Source organism: Pseudomonas sediminis (assembly GCF_002741105.1).
In the GTDB taxonomy this organism is placed as follows: Bacteria; Pseudomonadota; Gammaproteobacteria; order Pseudomonadales; family Pseudomonadaceae; genus Aquipseudomonas; species Aquipseudomonas sediminis.
This window is the reverse complement of the sequence record NZ_NIQU01000001.1, coordinates 803,447-821,981: the sequence shown is the minus strand read 5'-3', so window position 1 is coordinate 821,981 and position 18,535 is coordinate 803,447. Positions and strand designations below refer to the sequence as shown.

General features: G+C 64.0%; 20 protein-coding genes. 3 read left to right on the top strand and 17 right to left on the bottom strand.

From position 1 onward, the window contains the following. Positions 1-73: 73 nt before the first annotated feature. The 5 genes from CDO35_RS03880 to CDO35_RS03860 form a co-directional block, all read right to left on the bottom strand. Complete coding sequence (locus tag CDO35_RS03880) at positions 74-379, bottom strand: urease subunit beta (RefSeq protein ID WP_099522656.1); 306 nt, start codon at positions 377-379, stop codon at positions 74-76. Next, a complete protein-coding gene (locus tag CDO35_RS03875; RefSeq protein ID WP_099522655.1) occupies positions 376-909 on the bottom strand; it encodes a GNAT family N-acetyltransferase in 534 nt (177 codons plus the stop codon). The genes CDO35_RS03880 and CDO35_RS03875 overlap by 4 nt, the downstream gene beginning before the upstream one ends. 4 nt (positions 910-913) lie before the next feature. Continuing rightward, positions 914-1,423 (bottom strand): GNAT family N-acetyltransferase, encoded by a 510-nt coding sequence (locus tag CDO35_RS03870; RefSeq protein WP_099522654.1) that lies wholly within the window; start codon positions 1,421-1,423, stop codon positions 914-916. Between the two features lie 147 nt (positions 1,424-1,570). Next, on the bottom strand, positions 1,571-1,873 hold the full coding sequence (gene ureA / locus CDO35_RS03865) for an urease subunit gamma (RefSeq protein ID WP_004425162.1): 303 nt from the start codon (positions 1,871-1,873) through the stop codon (positions 1,571-1,573). A gap of 82 nt (positions 1,874-1,955) precedes the next feature. Next, entirely contained in the window at positions 1,956-2,792 is an 837-nt protein-coding gene (locus CDO35_RS03860) for an urease accessory protein UreD (RefSeq protein ID WP_099522653.1), read from the bottom strand. A 178-nt stretch (positions 2,793-2,970) separates the two neighbouring features. Here CDO35_RS03860 and CDO35_RS03855 point away from each other — a divergent pair, with 178 nt between their 5' ends. Beyond that, positions 2,971-3,681 (top strand): sulfite exporter TauE/SafE family protein, encoded by a 711-nt coding sequence (locus CDO35_RS03855; protein ID WP_099522652.1) that lies wholly within the window; start codon positions 2,971-2,973, stop codon positions 3,679-3,681. Positions 3,682-3,747: 66 nt separating this feature from the next. Here CDO35_RS03855 and CDO35_RS03850 read toward each other — a convergent pair whose 3' ends face one another. From CDO35_RS03850 to CDO35_RS03830, 5 genes are all read right to left on the bottom strand, one after another. Beyond that, the gene (locus CDO35_RS03850; RefSeq protein WP_099522651.1) at positions 3,748-4,506 is read right to left on the bottom strand and encodes an SDR family NAD(P)-dependent oxidoreductase; all 759 of its coding nucleotides are present in this window, start codon (positions 4,504-4,506) and stop codon (positions 3,748-3,750) included. A gap of 281 nt (positions 4,507-4,787) precedes the next feature. Further along, entirely contained in the window at positions 4,788-5,546 is a 759-nt protein-coding gene (locus CDO35_RS03845; protein ID WP_099522650.1) for an amino acid ABC transporter ATP-binding protein, read from the bottom strand. Beyond that, positions 5,539-6,201: an amino acid ABC transporter permease gene (locus CDO35_RS03840; protein ID WP_099522649.1), complete on the bottom strand. Its 663-nt coding sequence runs from the start codon at positions 6,199-6,201 to the stop codon at positions 5,539-5,541. The genes CDO35_RS03845 and CDO35_RS03840 overlap by 8 nt, the downstream gene beginning before the upstream one ends. Before the next feature lie 10 nt (positions 6,202-6,211). Continuing rightward, complete coding sequence (locus tag CDO35_RS03835; RefSeq protein WP_017678737.1) at positions 6,212-6,853, bottom strand: amino acid ABC transporter permease; 642 nt, start codon at positions 6,851-6,853, stop codon at positions 6,212-6,214. 187 nt (positions 6,854-7,040) lie between these two features. Continuing rightward, the gene (locus CDO35_RS03830) at positions 7,041-7,922 is read right to left on the bottom strand and encodes a transporter substrate-binding domain-containing protein (protein WP_208019931.1); all 882 of its coding nucleotides are present in this window, start codon (positions 7,920-7,922) and stop codon (positions 7,041-7,043) included. Positions 7,923-8,098: 176 nt separating this feature from the next. Between CDO35_RS03830 and pdxR the strand changes: the two genes are divergently transcribed. Then, the gene (gene pdxR / locus CDO35_RS03825; RefSeq protein ID WP_099522648.1) at positions 8,099-9,592 is read left to right on the top strand and encodes a MocR-like pyridoxine biosynthesis transcription factor PdxR; all 1,494 of its coding nucleotides are present in this window, start codon (positions 8,099-8,101) and stop codon (positions 9,590-9,592) included. Positions 9,593-9,666: 74 nt separating this feature from the next. On the opposite strand, the gene CDO35_RS03820 is transcribed toward pdxR, so the two are convergent. Further along, complete coding sequence (locus CDO35_RS03820) at positions 9,667-10,986, bottom strand: aspartate aminotransferase family protein (RefSeq protein ID WP_099522647.1); 1,320 nt, start codon at positions 10,984-10,986, stop codon at positions 9,667-9,669. A 182-nt stretch (positions 10,987-11,168) separates the two neighbouring features. Between CDO35_RS03820 and CDO35_RS03815 the strand changes: the two genes are divergently transcribed. Next, entirely contained in the window at positions 11,169-11,954 is a 786-nt protein-coding gene (locus CDO35_RS03815) for an aldolase (protein WP_099522646.1), read from the top strand. Positions 11,955-12,034: 80 nt separating this feature from the next. On the opposite strand, the gene urtE is transcribed toward CDO35_RS03815, so the two are convergent. The 6 genes from urtE to CDO35_RS03785 form a co-directional block, all read right to left on the bottom strand. Beyond that, entirely contained in the window at positions 12,035-12,733 is a 699-nt protein-coding gene (gene urtE / locus CDO35_RS03810; protein WP_099522645.1) for an urea ABC transporter ATP-binding subunit UrtE, read from the bottom strand. Between the two features lie 84 nt (positions 12,734-12,817). Further along, positions 12,818-13,660 (bottom strand): urea ABC transporter ATP-binding protein UrtD, encoded by an 843-nt coding sequence (gene urtD / locus CDO35_RS03805; protein WP_099522644.1) that lies wholly within the window; start codon positions 13,658-13,660, stop codon positions 12,818-12,820. Beyond that, positions 13,657-14,748 carry an urea ABC transporter permease subunit UrtC gene (urtC, locus tag CDO35_RS03800; protein ID WP_099522643.1) on the bottom strand — a complete coding sequence of 364 codons (1,092 nt, stop codon included), beginning with the start codon at positions 14,746-14,748 and terminating at the stop codon, positions 13,657-13,659. The genes urtD and urtC overlap by 4 nt, the downstream gene beginning before the upstream one ends. Beyond that, a complete protein-coding gene (urtB, locus tag CDO35_RS03795; RefSeq protein WP_099522642.1) occupies positions 14,748-16,316 on the bottom strand; it encodes an urea ABC transporter permease subunit UrtB in 1,569 nt (522 codons plus the stop codon). Before urtB ends, urtC begins: the two co-directional genes overlap by 1 nt. Before the next feature lie 155 nt (positions 16,317-16,471). Further along, a complete protein-coding gene (urtA, locus tag CDO35_RS03790) occupies positions 16,472-17,737 on the bottom strand; it encodes an urea ABC transporter substrate-binding protein (RefSeq protein WP_037005742.1) in 1,266 nt (421 codons plus the stop codon). A gap of 75 nt (positions 17,738-17,812) precedes the next feature. Beyond that, positions 17,813-18,535: a GntR family transcriptional regulator gene (locus CDO35_RS03785; RefSeq protein ID WP_099522641.1), complete on the bottom strand. Its 723-nt coding sequence runs from the start codon at positions 18,533-18,535 to the stop codon at positions 17,813-17,815.

The window sequence follows — 18,535 nt, the reverse complement described above, 5'->3', positions numbered from 1 at the left end:
GGGTGCGCCGTGCGCACCGTCGTTATCCGCGTTGCTCGTGGTGCGCATGGCGCACCCTACGAAAATTTGTATCTCAAAGATCGCCCATTACCCGGCCGGCGAAGCCGAACACCCGGCGCGTGCCGGCCAGATCGACCAGCTCCACGTCACGGCTCTGTCCCGGCTCGAAGCGCACGGCGGTACCAGCCGGGATGTTCAGGCGCATACCGCGAGTGCTGGCGCGGTCGAACAGCAGGGCGTCGTTGGTCTCGAAGAAGTGGTAGTGCGAACCGACCTGGATAGGCCGGTCGCCACTGTTGGCTACGGACAGGGTCAGGGTGCGGCGACCGGCATTGAGCTCGATCTCGCCGTCGGCAATCTGGTATTGGCCGGGAATCATAAGGAAGGCCTCGCAAGCGTCTTGTAGTAGATGGCATTGGCCCGGTAGGTACCGTCTGGGCCGCAGGCGTAATCGGGTAGGCCACCAATGCACTGGTAGCCGAGGTGGCGATAGAGCTGTTCCGCATCGCTGCCGGCCTCGGTGTCGAGGTACAGCAGGCCACGTTTGCGGGCTGCCGCTTCCTGCTCGACGGCTTGCATCAGTAGGCGGGCGACACCCCTGCGACGCGCCGTGCTCAGTACCAGCAGCTTTTGAATCTCTGCGCGATTCAGGCCGTTGGGCTTCTGGCACAGGCTCAGTTGCACGCTGCCCAGTACGCGGCCCTGTTCATGGGCGACCCAGAGCAGCAACGAGCCGTCGGCAATGCCCGCCTGTACCTGAGTGAAATACTCGGCGGCGCCTCGCTCGTCGAGATCGGCGAGAAAGCCCAGCGATGCGCCATCGTTGACCGCATCGAGCAGCAGGACGATCAAGCCTTCGCGGTAGTTGGCGAGGCTGGCGCTGTCGATTCGCTGTAGCGTCACGCTCACTGGGTCACTCCTTGGCGCCGAGGATCAGTTGCATAAAGGTCAGATCCAGCCAGCGGCCGAACTTGCGGCCTACCTGGGGCATCTGCCCGGTGGTGACGAAACCGAGGCGCTGGTGCAGGCGAATCGAGGCGGCATTTTCCGACTCGATGGCGGCGACCATGACGTGCAGGTTGGCGGCGCGGGCGCGCTCGATCAGCGCCTGCATCAGCGCTGGGCCTAGGCCTTGGCCGCGTTGGTCGGTACGTACGTAGACCGAGTGCTCGACGGTCTGACGAAAACCTTCGATGGTGCGCCAGGTGCCGTAGCTGGCGTAGCCGATTACCTCGCCGGCGCCGTCATGGGCGACCAGTACGGGAAAACCCGCTGCAGTGCGCTCGGCCAGCCAGGCGCGGCGGTTTGCGAGATCCACCAGGGTCTCGTTCCAGATTGCCGTTGTGTGCTGCACGGCGTCGTTGTAGATGGCGAGGATGCCGGGCAGGTCGGCTTCACCGGCGTCTTGAATCGAATAGGTCATGACTTGGAGCCTGTTTACGATCTCGCGAGCTAGAGCCATGCAAGGCAAAAGCAGGCGAAAAAGCGGAGTTTACGGGCTGTAAATGAGCATTTTGAGCCTGCTTTTAACGCGGCAGGGCCGACGCGCAGCAGGTCGTAGACGGGTTCCTCAGGCGATCGGTTGGTGTACGGTCACCAGCTTGGTGCCGTCAGGGAAGGTGGCTTCGATCTGGATCTCCGGGATCATCTCCGGTACGCCCTCCATCACCTGGTCGCGGGCCAGCAGGGTGGTGCCGAAATGCATCAATTCGGCGACCGTTTGGCCGTCGCGTGCGCCTTCGAGCAGGGCGGCAGAGATATAGGCCATTGCTTCCGGGTAATTCAGCTTTACTCCGCGCGCAAGGCGGCGCTCGGCGACTAGGCCGGCGGTGAAGATCAGCAGCTTGTCTTTCTCGCGTGGACTCAGATCCATCGTGTTACTCCATTGGGGCGTATGCCTGGCATCGCCGGAATGCGTCGTGGGGTAGGGCGGATGTCACTTTTTACATCCGCCGTCATGTGCTCCAGATACGGGGTGGGCGTGCTTCACGCCCCAGCAACGCCGGGCGCAGTAGGCGCCAGAGCTCGATCAACCAGGCGCGCGCCTTGAGTGCTTCACTGGCCAGGCAGCGCGCTACAAGCAGGCCTGAAATCTGGCTGAGGTCACCGCGTACACCGTCGATCTTCAGCTCCCGGCAGCGTTCCAGTAAATCACTGTCTACATCGGCGCTGATCAGCAGGGTGGCGAATACCGGCTGGCCGTCGAGGCCGATGGGCGAGTCGAGCAGGCCGTCGCCGCCGCTTACGCGCTGGCGTTCGTGCCACAGCAGTTTGCCGTCGCGGCGGATGTCCAGCGCGGCCTGAAAGTGGCCGCTGGTAAAGCGCTCGTCGGCAGCCGGGCGGCCGAGGGCGACGATGTCCCAGTAGAACAGGCGCGCGTCGCCGTGCAACTCGATCTGCGTGTGCAGTTCGGCCTGGGCGCCAGCGTAGATGATGGTTTCCTGCGGCAGCCATTCAAGGGTCGCGCCGGCGTCGACGCGCAGATGCAGATTCTGATGGGCGACGCCCGCGGCGCGATACCACTTGGCTGCGCCTGGGCTGGTGAGTTGCACCCAGGTGTTTTCGCCAGCGTGGGCCGAGATATCCAGAACGTCACCACCGGCAATGCCGCCGGGCGGGTGAACGATGATGTGCTGGCAGACTTCCGGGCCTTCGGCGTACAGGTGCTTCTGCACTCTTAGTGGGCCCAGGTGACGCCTATGCGCTGGGGTGGTGCGTTCGCCGTGGCGCGCGTAGGCCAGCTCCAGCTCGGCAGGCCAGCTTGGCGTGAACAGGGCGGCAGGCAGATTCATGTTGAGGCAGCGGTTCCGCAGGATAGTTGACCGAGTGGGCAAGCAAGAGGCGTGCCCTGAACCAATTCGGTGCGCATTACGCTGGCTGCGACGGTGGCCAGTCGCACTGCCGTATCTGGCTCTGCCTTCTCACACCTGGCCGGCTCTAGAGTGGGGCGTCGATTCGTGCGGAGCACTTATGTTCACCTTTATCGCCTTCGCCGCCGGCCTGGTGCGCGGCTACAGTGGCTTCGGTTTTGCCATGCTGATGGCGCTCGGGCTGATGCTGCGGTTGCCACCTGCGGAAGCGGTGCCGGTGGCGCTGATTCTCGATGTGGCGTGCAGCGTGACACTGTGGTCGGCGGCGTTGCGTGCCGTGCATGGACGCGTGCTGAGGCGTCTGTTGGTCGGCATGCTGCTGGCGGTGCCGCTGGGTGCCTGGCTGCTGCTGTGGCTGCCGGCCCGCATCATGGCGCCGCTGGTGGCGGTGCTTTGTTTGTGCGGGGGCATGCTGGTGTTATGGCGGCCGTCCGTTGCCACACCGGTGAGCCAGGGCATGGCCTGGTTGGCGGGGCTGGCATCCGGCCTGGCGACTACCGTGGCTTCGGCCGGCGGCCCGCCCTTGATGATCTACCTGCTGCGCAGCGGCCTCGACGCGCGCCAGTTGCGCGGCACGGCGGTGCTGTTCTTTCTGGCCAGCAGTTGCGCGGCGCTGATCGGGTTAGGTGTCGCGGGTCTGCTTAGCGGCGCGCAGTGGCGGCTGGCGTTGGAGCTGGCACTGCCGGCATTGGCCGGCAACCTACTCGGACAGTGGCTGCATCCGCGCTGGCAGCCGTTGTCGTTGCGGGTGCTGGTAGGTGGGCTGCTGGTGTTGCTGTCGGTGGGGAGTCTGTTGCGGACGTTGTTGTAGGACGGGGGCATCACCAGACACAAGGGGTCTGGCGGGTTGCACCCGCCCTACGGTGAGTGGCGTCCTTCAATCGCGGTCGATGGCGAAGGGCGACCAGGCCTGGCGGCTGGGCATGATTTCCAGGCGGTTGATGTTGATGTGATCCGGCAGGGTGGCGACGTAGAAGATCTGCTCGGCGATATCTTCGGCGGTCAGCGGAGTGGTGGTGCCGTACAGCGCGTCGGAGGCAGCCTGGTTGCCCTTGGTGCGTACCAGGGTGAACTCGGTTTCGGCCATGCCGGGGGCGATGTCGGTGACGCGCACGCCGGTGGATACCAGGTCGCAACGCAGGTTGAAGCTGAACTGTTTGACGAAGGCCTTGGTGGCGCCGTACACGTGGCCGCCCGGGTAGGGCCATTCGCCTGCCACCGAGCCGATGTTGATGATGCTGGTGCCCTTGCCGATTTCCAGCAGCTTCGGCAGTACCGCATGGGTGACGTTGACCAGGCCGGTGACGTTGGTGTCGATCATGGTGTGCCAGTCTTCCAGGGCAACCTTCTGAGCCGCCTCCGGGGCCAGCGCCAGGCCGGCGTTGTTGACCAGCACGTCGATGCGGTCGAAGGGCGCTTGCAGGCCGTCGACCAGCGCCTTCACCGCCGCCGCATCGCGCACGTCGAGTGCAGCGATGTGTACCGGCACCTTGTCCTGCAGTTCGGCCTTCAGCTCTTCCAGGCGCTCCAGGCGTCGGCCGCTGAGTACCAGCGCCCAGCCGGCCTCAGCGAAACGTCGTGCCGTGGCGCGACCGAAACCGGATGTCGCGCCTGTGATGAATGCCACCTTGCTCATGGATAACCTCGTTTTGCTATCAGGGTTCATGGCCTGCTCCTGCATCCGCTATCGGGGGCAGCTAGAGCAGTCCGATTAGGCGCCTCTAAAAACGTCGGTGAGGCAGTCAGCGCAAGGCAAAAACAGGCGAAAAAGCGCAGTTTACGTGTTGTAAATGAGCATTTTGAGCCTGTTTTAACGCTGCGATGGCAACGCAGGTAGTTTTTAGAGGTGTCCTATTGGGGCTGGGCGCCAGTGTAAGGCGTCCGGCTAAAGGCTTTGCTCCACAGCTAGCCGCGGATTCATGTGGACAGTTCGAGGAACTTGCGCACGCGTTCGGTTTCCGGGTTGGTGAAGAACTTCTCCGGCGCGGATTTCTCGATCAGCAGGCCCTTTTCCAGGAACACCACCTGATCCGACACCGCACGGGCGAATTCCATTTCGTGGGTGACCACGATCATGGTGTAGCCCTCGCTGGAGAGGTTCTTCATCACCGTCAGCACTTCGCCGACCCGCTCCGGGTCGAGTGCCGAGGTCGGCTCGTCGAACAGGATCACCTCCGGGCTCATAGCCAGGGCGCGGGCAATCGCCACGCGCTGCTTCTGTCCACCGGAAAGGGTGTAGGGAAAGGCCTCGGCCTTCTGTTCCATGCCGACTTTTTCCAGCAGCGTTTGGGCGATGGCGCGGGCCTCGTCCTTGCGCATCTTCTTCACCTGCATCGGTGCTTCCATGACGTTCTGCAGCACGTTCAGGTGCGGCCACAGGTTGAAGCTCTGGAACACCATGCCGGTCTTGGCGCGAATCGCCGCCAGGTCGCGATTGTTCATGCGCTTGCCCTGGGCGTCCACGCCGATGCGCTGGCCAGCGATGTGAATACTGCCGCGATCCGGCTCCTCGAGCCAGTTGATGCAGCGCAGCAGGGTGGATTTGCCCGAGCCGGACGAGCCCAGCACGCTGACCACCTCGCCCTTGTTGACGGTCAGCGAGATGTCGCGCAGTACCTCGACGCCGTCGAAGCTCTTGGAAAGATTGTCGATCTGTACCGCAGGTGCCTCAGGCATGTTCGAAACCTCGTTTGGCGCCGAACCGGCTCGCCCACTTGAGCGCCAGTTCCAGGCAGATGCTGATGACCCAGTACAGGGCGATGACCACCACGAACGCCTCGGTGGGGATGAAGTAGGTGGCCTGCACCGAGTTGGCTGCGGCGGTCAGTTCCTGCACGGTGATGATGGTGAGAAAGGCGGTGTCCTTCAGCGCGTAGATCAACTGGTTGCCGAGCAGCGGGCGGGTGCGGATCACCAGTTGCGGCAGGATGATTCGCCAGTACAGCCGACCAGGGCGAAAACCATGGGCCTTGGCCGCCTCCACCTGGCCGAGCGGCAGCACCAGGCGCGCACCGCGCAGAATCTCGGCGAAGTAGGCCGCGTGATAGATGGCCAGCGCCACCAGGCCCGCGCCCCAGGCGCTGGGCTTGATGCCAAGTGCCGGCAGCCCGTAGTAGAGCAGGTAGGCCAGCACCAGGAAGGGCAGCATGCGCATCAGGTTGATCGCCCCGCGCAGCAGGGTCGACAGCCAGTTGCGGCCCTCCAGCAGGTAGACGCTGAAGCAGCCGATGACGAAGGCCGCCAGCACCGACAGGACGAACAGGATCAGCGTGTTGAGTGCGCCGTTGAGGAAGGCGTCGCGCGCCTCCCAGATGATGCTCCATTCGGTCATGGTCGCGTCCTCACATGGCCAGTCGGTTGGCTTTTTTCTCGGCGATGGCCTGCACCTTGAGCAGCACGCCGATGATCAGCATGTACAGCAGGGCAGCGGCGAGAATCGGTGGCAGCGGCTCGTAGGTCACGGCGCTGATGCGGTTGGTCACGCGGGTCAGATCGACGATGCCGATTACCGCGATGGCCGGGCTGCTCTTGATCAGGAAGGACATCTCGTTGACCAGGCCGGGCAGGCTGCTGGTGATCATCTGCGGCAGCATGATGCGGCGGAAGAACACGCCGTTGGTCATGCCGCAGGCCAGCGCCGCTTCCTTCTGCTCGCGGGAAAAACTGATGAAGGCTGTGCGCCACACTTCGGCGTTGAAGGCCGCGGTATTCAGGGTGAGGGCAAGGATCGCTGCCGTGTTGCGATCCATGGCCAGGCCGAAGGTCGGCGCCGAGAGAAAGATGAACAGCACCAGGGTGACCAGCGGTGTGGCGCGCGCAAGGCTCACGTAGAGCACCAGCGCCTGTTCCACGAAGGGAATGCGCGCCATGCGCAGCAGGGCGATACCCAGGCCGATGACGACGCCCAGGGCAATGGCGATCGAGGAGATCCACAGAGTCGTCCAGGCGCCTTCGAGCAGCAATAACCAGGCTTGTCCGTTCATGTCGGGCTCCAGGGAAGGGGATGGGGTGTTGCAAGCAAGGTCAGGGCCAGAGCAGGCCCTGATAGACGGCAGTGCGTTGGCGATGAGCATGTAGGGTGTGCCGTGCGCACCGAGGTGCTGGCACCATTTACGCTGGTGCGCAGCGCACCCTACGCGGCCATGTCAGAGACCTGGCCGCAGCCCGCTGTCACATGCCGGCCAGTTCGTGGAACTGCTCGACCTTGGTGATCGGCTCCTTGGGCATGGCTGGGAAGGCTTCGCCGAACCACTTGGTCTGCAGCTCGGCCAGGCGGCCGCTGTCGCGAACTTCGGTCATGAAGCCGGTGAGGAACTCCAGCAGCTCGGGGCTGTTCTTGGGTACTGGCCAGGCGGCGAAACCATCACCGGACACGGCAATGCCCTTGGCGAAGGTGTCGCCACGGGTCTTGACCAGGTCGTTGACCGAAATCAGCGCGTTGATCACGTAGTCCAGGCGGCCGTTGGCCAGGTCGGCGTAGGCCTCCGGGTAGGACGGGTATTCGGTGACCTTGCCGATCTTGCAACCCTCGGCCTCCATCATCTTCTTCAGCTCCGGCAGGCGCGCGAGCAGAGCGCTGCCGGCCTGCAGGCCGACGGTCTTACCGCACAGGCTGGCGATATCGCTGAGGCTGTCATCGCCTGCGCGCTTGACGTAGAAGTGCTGCGCCGAGGCGAAGGGCGGGGCGAAGTTGAACACGCGCAGGCGGTCGTCGGTGACCAGGGCGCCGGTGAAGGCCATGTCGTACTGGCCGGACGAAACCGAGGCGAGCAGGCCGGTCCAGGGCAGGATTTCCTGCTTCACATCGAAGCCCTGGGCCTTGGCATAGGTCTTCAGGTCTTCGAGCAGCTCCTTGTGGAACCCTTCCGGTTTGCCGTCGACGATGAAGTTGAACGGCGCGTAGTCATCCTCGGTGGCAACAGTCATCACGCCCTTGGACTTGATGTCGTCGAGGTCGGCGTGGGCGCTCAGCGAGGCGCCGACCAGGCAACTGGCCAGGGCCAGCTTGCGCAGCAGGCCGAAGGGTTTGGAATCGGTTTTCGATGGCTTCATGGGCGTGCTCCAGAGGTGTCGACAAGGGTTGTCCAGGCCGCTCGGCGGCGGTTTGGTTTTCACCTTAGAGACGCCTGACGAGCCGGCGATAGGGGCAGTTCCGGCCTTTGTTCTGGCCAGCGACAGTGGCGCGCTACTTGCTACATCACAGGGTTGTTTGGCTGTTGGAGGGCGCCATGATCGATCACTTTTACCATCTTGATTTCGACCGTCAGCGCGGCCTTCAGGAGCAGCTTCGCGAGTCGCTGGTGTCGGCCATTCTTGGCGGCGGTTTCCCGGCCGACGAGCCACTGCCGTCGTGCCGCAAGCTGTCCCAGCAACTGTCGGTCTCGCGCAACACCGTGGCGCTGGTGTATGAGAGCCTGCTCGACAACGGCTACCTGGTCAGCCGCCCGCGCAGCGGCTATTACCTGCACCCCGATTACTGCGGGCAGACCGATGCCGTATTGCGCATGACGCCGCTGCGAAAACCGGAACCGTCCGATGACAGCAGCGCCGCCACTGCCCCGGATTGGGCCGCGCGCTTTCGCATGCAGCCCAGTTTGAAGCACGGCGTGCTGCGCCCAAGTAACTGGAGCCGCTTCACCTACCCCTTCATCTACGGCCAGCCGATCAGCGAGCTGTTCCCACTGGAGCGCTGGCGCGAGGTGTCGCGCAAAAACCTCAGTGGTGAGCGCGACCAGCTGTGGCTGGGCGACCGTTTCGACCGAGACGATGAGCAACTGATCGAGCAGCTGCGCACCCGCGTGCTGCCCAAGCGCGGTATCTGGGCGCGTGCCGACGAAATTCTGGTGACCCTCGGTTCGCAGAACGCGCTCTATCTGCTGGCCAGCCTGCTGATGGCGCGCGGTGTGCGCGTTGGCGTGGAGAACCCTGGCTTTCGCGATGCGGCGAGCATCTTCGACATTCACGGCGCCAAGGTGCACCTGCAGGATGTCGACGATCAGGGCCTGGTGGTGGACCGGCGTCTGGATGACTGCCAGTACCTCTACGTAACGCCGGGGCATCAGGTACCCACCGGCGTGGCGATGAGCGCGGCGCGGCGCGAACAACTGCTGCGGCAGATTCGCGAGCACGACCAGGTGCTGATCGAGGACGACTACGACGCCGAATTCAACCTCGACAACCACCCGCTGCCGGCACTCAAAGCCAGCGACAGCAGCGGCCGGGTGATCTACCTGAGCAGCCTGTCCAAGGCCTTCTCACCTGGGCTGCGGATCGGTTACATGGTGGCCGACGCCGAGCTGATCGACGAACTGCGCGCCCTGCGCCGGCTGATGTACCGCCATCCGCCGTTGAACAACCAGCGCATGCTCGCCGACTTCCTCGCCCAGGGGCATTACGACGCGCACCTGCGGCGCTTTCGCGAGGAACATTGCCGCCGCCGCGAGCTGCTCTACCAGGCGCTGCGCAGTGACCTGAGCGACTGCCAGCCGATGGGCAGCCCAGGTGCCAGCGCCTGCTGGCTGGCCGCGCCACGAGGAGTCGATACTCAGCGCCTGGCCTGGGCGGCGGCGCAGCAGAGCGTGCTGATCGAGTCCGGGGCGCAGTTCTTCCTCGGTGATGGCGAGGCGCCGAAGAATTTCATGCGACTGGGTTTTCACGCCATCGATGCCGAGCGTATTCGGCCGGGCGTGCAGAAGCTGGGGGAGGTATTGGCGGGGTTGTGAAAGACGTTCGCGGCTAGAGCCCCTCGCACAAGTGCTCCGTGACTCTGTGGGAGGGGCTTTAGCCGCGACGGTTATCAGGCAAAGCGCGGCGCGAACAGGGCGAACACTTCATCGAAGATCGCCAGCGCCTCGTTTACCTGCGCGGCGCTGACGATGCACGGTGGCACCACATGGATGCGGTTCTCTACCACGAAGCTGAGCAGCCCGCGCGCGGTCAGCGCCGCCTTCATTTCCTGCATCACTGGCGCCGGCATCGGCGTTTTCTTCTGTACGTCGCTGACGAATTCCAGCGCCCAGAACAGGCCGACGCCACGCGCCTCGCCGATTATCGGGTAGCGCCCGGCCAGCTTCTGCAGGCCCGGGCCGAGTACTTGTGCGCCGATATCACGGGCGTTCTCCACCATACCTTCTTCGCTCATCGCATCCAGGGTGGCGACGATGGCGGCCATGGCCAGCGGGTGCCCGGAGTAGGTCAGGCCGCCGGGGAAGAAGTGGTTGTCGAAGTGCTCGCAGATCGGCTTGGAAATCATCACGCCACCGGCCGGTACGTAGCCGGAGTTGACGCCCTTGGCGAAGACGATCAGGTCCGGCACCACGTCGAAGTGCTCGAGCGCCAACCAACTGCCGGTGCGGCCGAAACCGGCCATCACTTCATCGCAGATCAGCAGAATGCCGAACTCGTCGGCCAACTTGCGCACGCCCTGCATATAGCCCTTTGGCGGTACGAGGATGCCGGCGGTGCCGGGAATGCTCTCCAGCAGGATGGCGGCGATGGCGCCCGGCCCCTCGCATTCGATGACCCGGCGTAGGTGCTGCAGGGCACGCGCGCATTCTTCTTCTTCGTTCGCCGCATTGAACTCGGTGCGGTACAGGTAGGGGTTGAAGAAGTGCACATGGCCACGGGCGTATTCGTTGGGCACACGGCGCGGGTCACCGGTGGCGACGATGGCCGCGCCAGTGCTGCCATGGTAGGAGCGGTAGGCGGAGAGGATCTTGTCGCGACCGGTGTACAGGCGCGCCATGCGCATGGCGTTCTCGTTGGCATCGGCGCCGGCGTTGGTGAAGAACACCTTGGAGAAACCGGCCGGCGCGCGGGCGAGGATGCGCTTGGCCGCTTCGCCACGCATCAGGTTGGCGGTGGCCGGGGCGATGGTCACCAGGCTGCCGGCCTGTTCCTGGATGGCGGCGATCACCTTTGGATGCTGGTGGCCGATGTTGGTGTTGACCAGCTGGCTGCTGAAGTCGAGGTAGCGTTTGCCGTCGTAGTCCCACAGCGTGCAGCCCTCGCCGCCGGCGATCACCAGCGGGTTGAGGGCGCCCTGGGTCGACCAGGAATGGAAGACGTGCTGGCGATCCAGATCGTGGACGTACTGGTTGCTGATCGGTGTGCTCATGATGACCTCGGGCTGGTCGTTGCGGATGGCTGCACCATAGGAACAAAGCGGCCGTGTGCCGTAGGGCCAGATGCCGGAAATGGCCGGGTCAGCGCGTCTGGCTCGCCGACATCGGGCAACTGTCCCTAGGCGCTTGGTGTGTACAGGCTAGGCTGGAGGCATCCGTTTTCAGGAGTGAAACCATGGCCCACGCATTCGAAATCAACACCGCTCCGCTGGCGTCCACAGAGGGCCTGAACAGCGCCGAGATCGTCCAGGCGCGTATCGACCTGGCCGCCTGCTTTCGCATGGCGGCGAGGCTCGGCATGGGCGAGGGCATCTGCAATCATTTTTCCGTGGTGGTGCCGGGGCGGCCGGAGCTGTTTCTGGTCAACCCTTATGGTCTGGCCTTTGCCGAGGTCACGGCCTCGTCGCTGCTGATCTGCGATTTTGACGGGCGCGTGGTGCTGGGCGAGGGCCGCCCGGAGGCCACGGCGTTCTTTATCCACGCCCAGTTGCACCGTCTCAACCCACGCGCCACGGCAGCGTTCCACACCCATATGCCCAACGCCACGGCACTGTGCATGCTGGAGGGCGAGCCCTTCGTCTGGACCGGGCAGACGGCGTTGAAGTTCTATGAGCGTCTGGCGGTGGATGAGGATTATCAGGGCCTTGCCCTGAACTACGCCGAGGGCGAGCGCATCGCCCGTGCGGCAGGTGATGCCGATGTGGTGATGCTGAAGAACCATGGCCCCCTGGTGCTGGGGCCGAGCATTGCCGAAGCTTGGGACGACCTCTACTACCTGGAGCGCGCCGCCGAAGTGCAGCTCAAGGCCATGGCCAGCGGTCGGCCGCTGAAAGCGGTGGCACCGGCGATTGCCAGTGCGGCGTGCCGGCAGATGCTGCAGGGCAACGCCGAAAGTGCGTACCTGCATCTTGAGAGCGTGAAACGCCAGTTGCTGCGCGAGGGTTCGGATTTCGCGGAGTAGGGCAGCGTAGGGTGGGCTTCAGCCCACCAATTGACGCCCCAGGATATTTCTGGCGGGTTACACCCGCCCTACGTTCCGCATCAGATCGCTACCAACCCGCGTACCCCTTCGGTTTCCATGTTCTCGCCACGGCCTTGCTGGACGATCTCGCCACGGCTCATCACCAGGTACTGGTCGGCCAGCTCGGCAGCGAAGTCGTAGAACTGCTCCACCAGCAGGATGGCCATGTCGCCGCGAGCGGCGAGCTTCTTGATCACCACGCCAATCTCCTTGATCACCGAGGGTTGGATACCTTCGGTGGGCTCGTCGAGGATCAACAGGCGCGGCTGGCTGGCCAGGGCGCGACCGATGGCCAGCTGTTGCTGCTGGCCACCGGACAGGTCGCCGCCACGGCGATGCTTCATCTCGCGCAGCACCGGGAACAGCTCGTAGATGAATTCCGGCACGGCCTTGGCCTGGCTGCCGGGAAAACGTGACAGGCCCATCAGCAGGTTCTCTTCCACCGTCAGGCGGCCGAAGATCTCGCGACCCTGGGGCACGTAGGCGATACCAGCGTGTACGCGCTGGTGAGGTTTGAAAGCGGTGATGGGTTTACCTTCCCATTGCACGCTACCGTCCTTGGCCGGAATCAGGCCCATCAGGCATTTGAGTAGAGTGGTCTTGCCCACACCGTTGCGGCCGAGCAAGCAGGTGACTTCGCCGACTTTCACGTCGAACGACAGGCCACGGAGGATGTGGCTGCCGCCGTAATACTGGTGGAGTTGTTGGACTTGTAGCATATCGATGTCCTTAAACATGCGGTGCGCGCGGCGCACCCTACGGGATAAGCCGCGCCGGGTAGGGTGCGCCGTGCGCACCGACTGTCAGCGACCGAGATAAACCTCGATCACCCGCTCGTTGTTCTGTACCTGCTCCAGCGAGCCTTCGGCCAGCACGCCGCCCTGGTGCAGCACGGTGACGTGGTCGGCGATGGAGCCGACGAAGCCCATGTCGTGTTCGACCACCATCAGTGAGTGCTTGCGTGCCAGCGATTTGAACAGCTCGGCGGTGAACTCGGTCTCAGCGTCGGTCATGCCTGCCACTGGCTCGTCGAGCAGCAACAGGTGCGGCTCCTGCATCAGCAGCATGCCGATCTCGAGGAACTGCTTCTGGCCGTGGGAGAGCAGGCCAGCCGGGCGGTTGCGCGAGGCTTCCAGGCGAATGGTGGTCAGCACTTCCTCGATACGATCCTTCTGCTCGCCGTTGAGTCTGGCGCGCAGGCTGGCCCATACCGACTTGTTGGTCTTCTGCGCCAGCTCCAGGTTTTCGAACACCGTCAGCGCTTCGAACACCGTCGGCTTCTGGAACTTGCGGCCAATCCCGGCCTGGGCGATCTGCACTTCGCTCATGGCGGTCAGGTCGTACTGCTCGCCGAAGTAGGCCACGCCGTTGTCCGGGCGGGTCTTGCCGGTGATCACGTCCATCATGGTGGTCTTGCCGGCGCCGTTGGGGCCGATGATGCAGCGCAGCTCACCGACGCCGATGTAAAGGGTCAGGTTGGTCAGCGCCTTGAAGCCGTCGAAGCTGACGTTGATATCTTCCAGCGTGAGGATGGTGCCATGGCGGACGTTGACGCCCTTGCCGACGTTCTTGCCGGTGTCCAGCGCCAGGCCGGTGGGGTCGAAAGCGGCTTCGAGCATGGTTTCAGGTACCGGAGTGGCTTTCATTGATCCTTCTCCTTGCGCAGCAGGCCAACCACGCCGCGTGGCAGGAACAGGGTGACGACGATGAATAGCGCGCCCAGGGCGAACAGCCAGTATTCCGGGAAGGCCACGGTGAACCAGCTCTTCATGCCATTCACCAGCCCGGCACCAAGCAGCGGGCCGATCAGCGTGCCGCGACCGCCCAGGGCGACCCACACGGCGGCTTCGATGGACTGCGTCGGTGCCATTTCGCTGGGGTTGATGATGCCCACCTGCGGCACGTACAGCGCGCCGGCCAGGCCGCACAGCACTGCGCTCAGCACCCAGATGAACAGCTTGTAACCGCGTGGGTCGTAACCGCAGAACATCAGGCGGTTCTCGGCGTCACGCAGGGCCGTGAGCACGCGGCCAAACTTGCTGCGTGCCAGGCGAAAGCCCAGGTACAGGCTGCCCACCAGCAACACCACGGTGGCGAAGAACAGCGCCGCGCGAGTGCTCTGCGCGGTGATGTCGAAGCCGAGGATGCGGGTGAAGCCGGTAAAGCCGTTGTTGCCGCCGAAGCCGGTTTCGTTGCGGAAGAACAGGAGCATGCCGGCGAAGGTCAGCGCCTGGGTCATGATCGAGAAGTACACGCCCTTGATCCGCGAGCGGAAGGCGAAGAAGCCGAACACCAGGGCCAGCAGGCCGGGCGCCAGCACCACCAGGCACATCGCCCAGAGGAAGCTGGAGGTGCCGTACCAGTACCAGGGCAATTCGCTCCAGGCGAGGAAGCTCATGAACGCTGGCAGGCCGTCACCCGCCGACTGGCGCATCAGGTACATGCCCATGGCGTAGCCGCCGAGGGCGAAGAATAGGCCGTGGCCCAGCGACAGCATGCCGGCGTAGCCCCAGACCAGATCCAGCGCCAGGGCGACGATGGCGTAGCAGAGGATCTTGCCCACCAGGGTCAGCGAATAGGCCGAGACGTGCAGGGCATGGTCGGCCGGCAACAGGTGCAGCAGCGGCATGGCCAGCAGCACGGCCAGCACCAGCAGGCCGATGGCCAGCGAAACCTGCGGGCCGAGCTTGGCGCTGGCGCGGGCCAGCAACGTTTGATTGAGTGGCATGGTCATCAGTCGATCACCCGTCCTTTGAGAGCGAAGAGGCCTTGCGGGCGTTTCTGGATGAACAGAATGATCAGCGCGAGGATGAGGATCTTGCCGAGTACGGCACCGATCTGCGGCTCGAGGAATTTGTTCACCACGCCCAGGCCGAAGGCGGCCAGCACGCTACCGGCCAGTTGCCCGACGCCGCCGAGTACCACCACCAGGAAGGAGTCGATGATGTAGCTCTGACCGAGGTCCGGGCCGACGTTGCCGATCTGGCTCAGGGCCACGCCGCCGAGGCCGGCGATGCCCGAGCCGAGACCGAAGGCCATCATGTCCACGCGCCCGGTGGGCACGCCGCAGCAGGCGGCCATGTTGCGGTTCTGGGTTACCGCGCGCACGTTCAGGCCCAGGCGCGTCTTGTTCAACAGCAGCCAGGTCAGGACCACGACGAACAAGGCGAAGCCGATGATGACGATGCGGTTGTACGGCAGCACCAGGTTCGGCAGCACCTGCATGCCGCCAGACAGCCAGGCCGGGTTGGCCACTTCGACGTTCTGCGCACCGAAGGTGACGCGTACCAGCTGGATCAGGATCAGGCTGATTCCCCAGGTGGCCAGCAGGGTTTCCAGCGGGCGACCGTAGAGATGGCGGATCACCGTGCGCTCCAGCGCCATGCCGATGCAGGCGGTGACCAGAAAGGCGATCGGCAACGCAGCCAGTGGGTAGAGCGTGAGGTATTCGGGCGCCAGGCGTTGGAAGCTCAGCTGCACCACGTAGGTGGTGTAGGCGCCCAGCATCAGCATTTCGCCGTGGGCCATGTTGATCACCCCGAGCAAGCCGAAGGTGATGGCCAGGCCCAGCGCTGCGAGCAGCAGGATCGAGCCAAGCGACAGGCCGCTGAAGGCCTGGCCGAGCAGTTCGCCGATCAGCAGTTTGTTCTTCACCTGGGCCAGGCTCTGCTCGGCAGCGGCGCGCACGGTAGCATCGCTTTCTTCGCCATCGAGCAGGCTTTGCAGGCGCGTGCGGGACAGCGGGTCGCCGGTCTTGCCCAGGCGCTCCACGGCAGCCAGGCGCACGGCTGGGTCGCTGGCCTCCAGCTGCAGATTGGCCAGGGCCAGGGTAATGGCGTCACGCACGTTCTCGTCGGCTTCCATGCTCAGGCGGCTTTCCAGCAAGGGCAGCAACGCTGGCGGCGTGTTGCGTTGCAGTTGCTTGGCGGCAGCGAGGCGTACGGCGGCGTCGTGATCGAGCAACTGATGGCTGGCCACGGCGAAGGTGACCAAGCCGCGCAGGCGGTTGTTCAGGCGCAGTTTGCGTGGCGTGCCGTTGGCTTCGGCAGTGCCATCAGCGGCTTGCCAGGTGCCGTCCTGTTCGATGAAGGCACGTTTGTCGGCATCGCTGCCGACGCGGCCCTGCTGCAGAGCTTGCAGCAGTGGCATGCGTTCGGTGCTGGGCGTGGCGGCCCAGTCCTGCAGCAGTTTGGCCTGTTTGCTGGCGTTGGCAGCGACGAAGTCGTCGGCCTCGCCAGCCTGTGCTGCCAGTGGCAGCAACAGCAGCAGGCTCAGGAGAATTCGGGTAAGGGCAGTGGGCATAAGGGTGTCCTTGGCGTAGCGGTCTTCCCGGATTACATCCGGGCCACGGCTGCCCTATCCCCCGCCCCTCTCCCGCAAGCGGGAGAGGGGAGACAAGCGGCACTGCAACTCATTGACGAGCTGTGGTTACCGCATGCGGGAGAGGGGCTTTTGCCTTAGTTCGACTTAACCGGGGTATCGGCTTTCTTGTCGTTGCCTTCGATGTACGGGCTCCACGGCTGGGCGCGGATCGGGCCGTCGGTTTCCCAGACCACGGAGAACTGACCGTCATCCTGAATCTCGCCGATCATTACCGGCTTGTGCAGGTGGTGGTTCTTCTCGTCCATCTTCAGGGTGAAGCCGCTCGGCGCCGCGAATTCCTGGCCAGCCATGGCTTCACGGACCTTGTCGACGTCGGTGGTGCCGGCTTTCTCGACCGCCTGCGCCCACATGTGGATGCCCACGTAGGTGGCTTCCATCGGGTCGTTGGTTACCACGGTGTCGGCGTTCGGCAGCTTCTTGGCCTTGGCGTAGGCTTTCCAGTCGGCGACGAACTTCTCGTTGACCGGGTTCTCCACGGACTGGAAGTAGTTCCAGGCCGCCAGGTGGCCGACCAGCGGCTTGGTGTCGATGCCGCGCAGTTCTTCTTCACCCACGGAGAAGGCCACTACCGGCACTTCGGTGGCTTCCAGGCCTTGGTTGGCCAGTTCCTTGTAGAACGGTACGTTGGAGTCGCCGTTCACAGTGGAGACCACAGCAGTCTTGCCGCCAGCGGAGAATTTCTTGATGTTGGCGACGATGGTTTGATAGTCGCTATGACCGAAGGGGGTGTAGACCTCTTCGATGTCCTTGTCGGCGATGCCCTTGCTGTTGAGGAAGGCGCGCAGGATCTTGTTGGTGGTGCGCGGGTAGACGTAGTCGGTGCCTAGCAGGAAGAAACGCTTGGCGGCGCCGCCGTCTTCGCTGAGCAGGTACTCCACCGCCGGGATCGCCTGCTGGTTTGGCGCTGCACCGGTGTAGAACACGTTCGGCGACATCTCTTCGCCTTCGTACTGCACTGGATAGAACAGCAGGCCGTTGAGCTCTTCATAGACCGGCAGCACGGATTTGCGCGATACCGAGGTCCAGCAGCCGAAGGTCACCGCGACCTTGTCCTGGGTCAGCAACTGACGGCCACGCTCGGCGAACAGAGGCCAGTTCGAAGCCGGGTCGACCACCACTGCTTCGAGTTGCTTGCCGAGTACACCGCCTTTGGCGTTGATCTCGTCGATGGTCATCAGCGCCATGTCTTTCAGCGAAGTTTCGGAAATGGCCATGGTGCCGGACAGCGAGTGCAGGACGCCGACCTTGATGGTCTCGGCGGCCTGGATGGACCAGCTCAGGCCCATGGCGGCGATGGAAGCGGAAAGGGTAAAGGCCTTGATCAGGCTGCGACGTTGCATGGTGCGATCTCCATTCACAATCGTGATTAAGTGGACAGCGTTTTTATTGGTGGCAGTGATTCAAAGGTCATTACGTCACCCTTGCGCCGGCAGTGCCCGTTGCCGGGCGCTGTGCAGCATGTGCAGGGTGATCTTGCGCACTTCCGCTTTGCTGACCTCTATATGGATCTTGAGCAATAGCTGTGCCTCTTCGCAGCGACGCGACAGGATCGCGCCGAGGATGCGTGCGTGTTCCTCATAGGTGAGCTTCACGCGCGGCCCCTGGGTGAAGTCCAGGCGCCTGATAATTCGGATCTTTTCGCTGACTTCGGCATGCAGGCGGGCCATCTCGCGATTGCCGGCGGCTTCCACCAGTTGGCAGTGAAAACGTTCATCCAGACGCGAGACTTCGCGACCGTCCTGCAGGCGCTCCTCCGGTTGCACCATCCAGGTGCGGCGCAGCTGTTCCAGTGCATCCGGCAGCTCCTCATTGGGGCGCTCGCACAGGCGCTTGACCGCCTCCAGTTCGAGGACGATGCGTACCTCGTACAGCTCCTCGAAGTGGGCGAAGTCGAACGGCTTGACCTGCCAGCCACTGCGGAAATACACCTCCAGATAGCCCTCGCGCTCCAGGCGATACAGCGCCTGGCGCACCGGCGTGCGGCTGGCGGCCATGCGCTCGGCGATCTCGCCCTCGCTGAAGCGATCACCGGGCAGCAGGCGGAACTCGAAGATGTCGTCCTTGAGCTGCAGGTAGATGCGCTCGGCGAGATTCTCCGGGCGCTCCTTTCCGCGCTTGGCCGGGCTGACCAGTTGCAT

What these genes read in the sequence shown, in the direction of transcription:
- CDO35_RS03880 (WP_099522656.1), bottom strand. Translation starts at nt 379, where the DNA reads ATGATTCCCGGCCAATACCAGATTGCCGACGGCGAGATCGAGCTCAAT.
- CDO35_RS03870 (WP_099522654.1), bottom strand. Translation starts at nt 1,423, where the DNA reads ATGACCTATTCGATTCAAGACGCCGGTGAAGCCGACCTGCCCGGCATC.
- ureA (WP_004425162.1), bottom strand. Translation starts at nt 1,873, where the DNA reads ATGGATCTGAGTCCACGCGAGAAAGACAAGCTGCTGATCTTCACCGCC.
- CDO35_RS03860 (WP_099522653.1), bottom strand. Translation starts at nt 2,792, where the DNA reads ATGAATCTGCCTGCCGCCCTGTTCACGCCAAGCTGGCCTGCCGAGCTG.
- CDO35_RS03855 (WP_099522652.1), top strand. Translation starts at nt 2,971, where the DNA reads ATGTTCACCTTTATCGCCTTCGCCGCCGGCCTGGTGCGCGGCTACAGT.
- CDO35_RS03850 (WP_099522651.1), bottom strand. Translation starts at nt 4,506, where the DNA reads ATGAGCAAGGTGGCATTCATCACAGGCGCGACATCCGGTTTCGGTCGC.
- CDO35_RS03845 (WP_099522650.1), bottom strand. Translation starts at nt 5,546, where the DNA reads ATGCCTGAGGCACCTGCGGTACAGATCGACAATCTTTCCAAGAGCTTC.
- CDO35_RS03840 (WP_099522649.1), bottom strand. Translation starts at nt 6,201, where the DNA reads ATGACCGAATGGAGCATCATCTGGGAGGCGCGCGACGCCTTCCTCAAC.
- CDO35_RS03835 (WP_017678737.1), bottom strand. Translation starts at nt 6,853, where the DNA reads ATGAACGGACAAGCCTGGTTATTGCTGCTCGAAGGCGCCTGGACGACT.
- CDO35_RS03830 (WP_208019931.1), bottom strand. Translation starts at nt 7,922, where the DNA reads ATGAAGCCATCGAAAACCGATTCCAAACCCTTCGGCCTGCTGCGCAAG.
- pdxR (WP_099522648.1), top strand. Translation starts at nt 8,099, where the DNA reads ATGATCGATCACTTTTACCATCTTGATTTCGACCGTCAGCGCGGCCTT.
- CDO35_RS03820 (WP_099522647.1), bottom strand. Translation starts at nt 10,986, where the DNA reads ATGAGCACACCGATCAGCAACCAGTACGTCCACGATCTGGATCGCCAG.
- CDO35_RS03815 (WP_099522646.1), top strand. Translation starts at nt 11,169, where the DNA reads ATGGCCCACGCATTCGAAATCAACACCGCTCCGCTGGCGTCCACAGAG.
- urtE (WP_099522645.1), bottom strand. Translation starts at nt 12,733, where the DNA reads ATGCTACAAGTCCAACAACTCCACCAGTATTACGGCGGCAGCCACATC.
- urtD (WP_099522644.1), bottom strand. Translation starts at nt 13,660, where the DNA reads ATGAAAGCCACTCCGGTACCTGAAACCATGCTCGAAGCCGCTTTCGAC.
- urtC (WP_099522643.1), bottom strand. Translation starts at nt 14,748, where the DNA reads ATGACCATGCCACTCAATCAAACGTTGCTGGCCCGCGCCAGCGCCAAG.
- urtB (WP_099522642.1), bottom strand. Translation starts at nt 16,316, where the DNA reads ATGCCCACTGCCCTTACCCGAATTCTCCTGAGCCTGCTGCTGTTGCTG.
- urtA (WP_037005742.1), bottom strand. Translation starts at nt 17,737, where the DNA reads ATGCAACGTCGCAGCCTGATCAAGGCCTTTACCCTTTCCGCTTCCATC.
- CDO35_RS03785 (WP_099522641.1), bottom strand. Translation starts at nt 18,535, where the DNA reads ATGCAACTGGTCAGCCCGGCCAAGCGCGGAAAGGAGCGCCCGGAGAAT.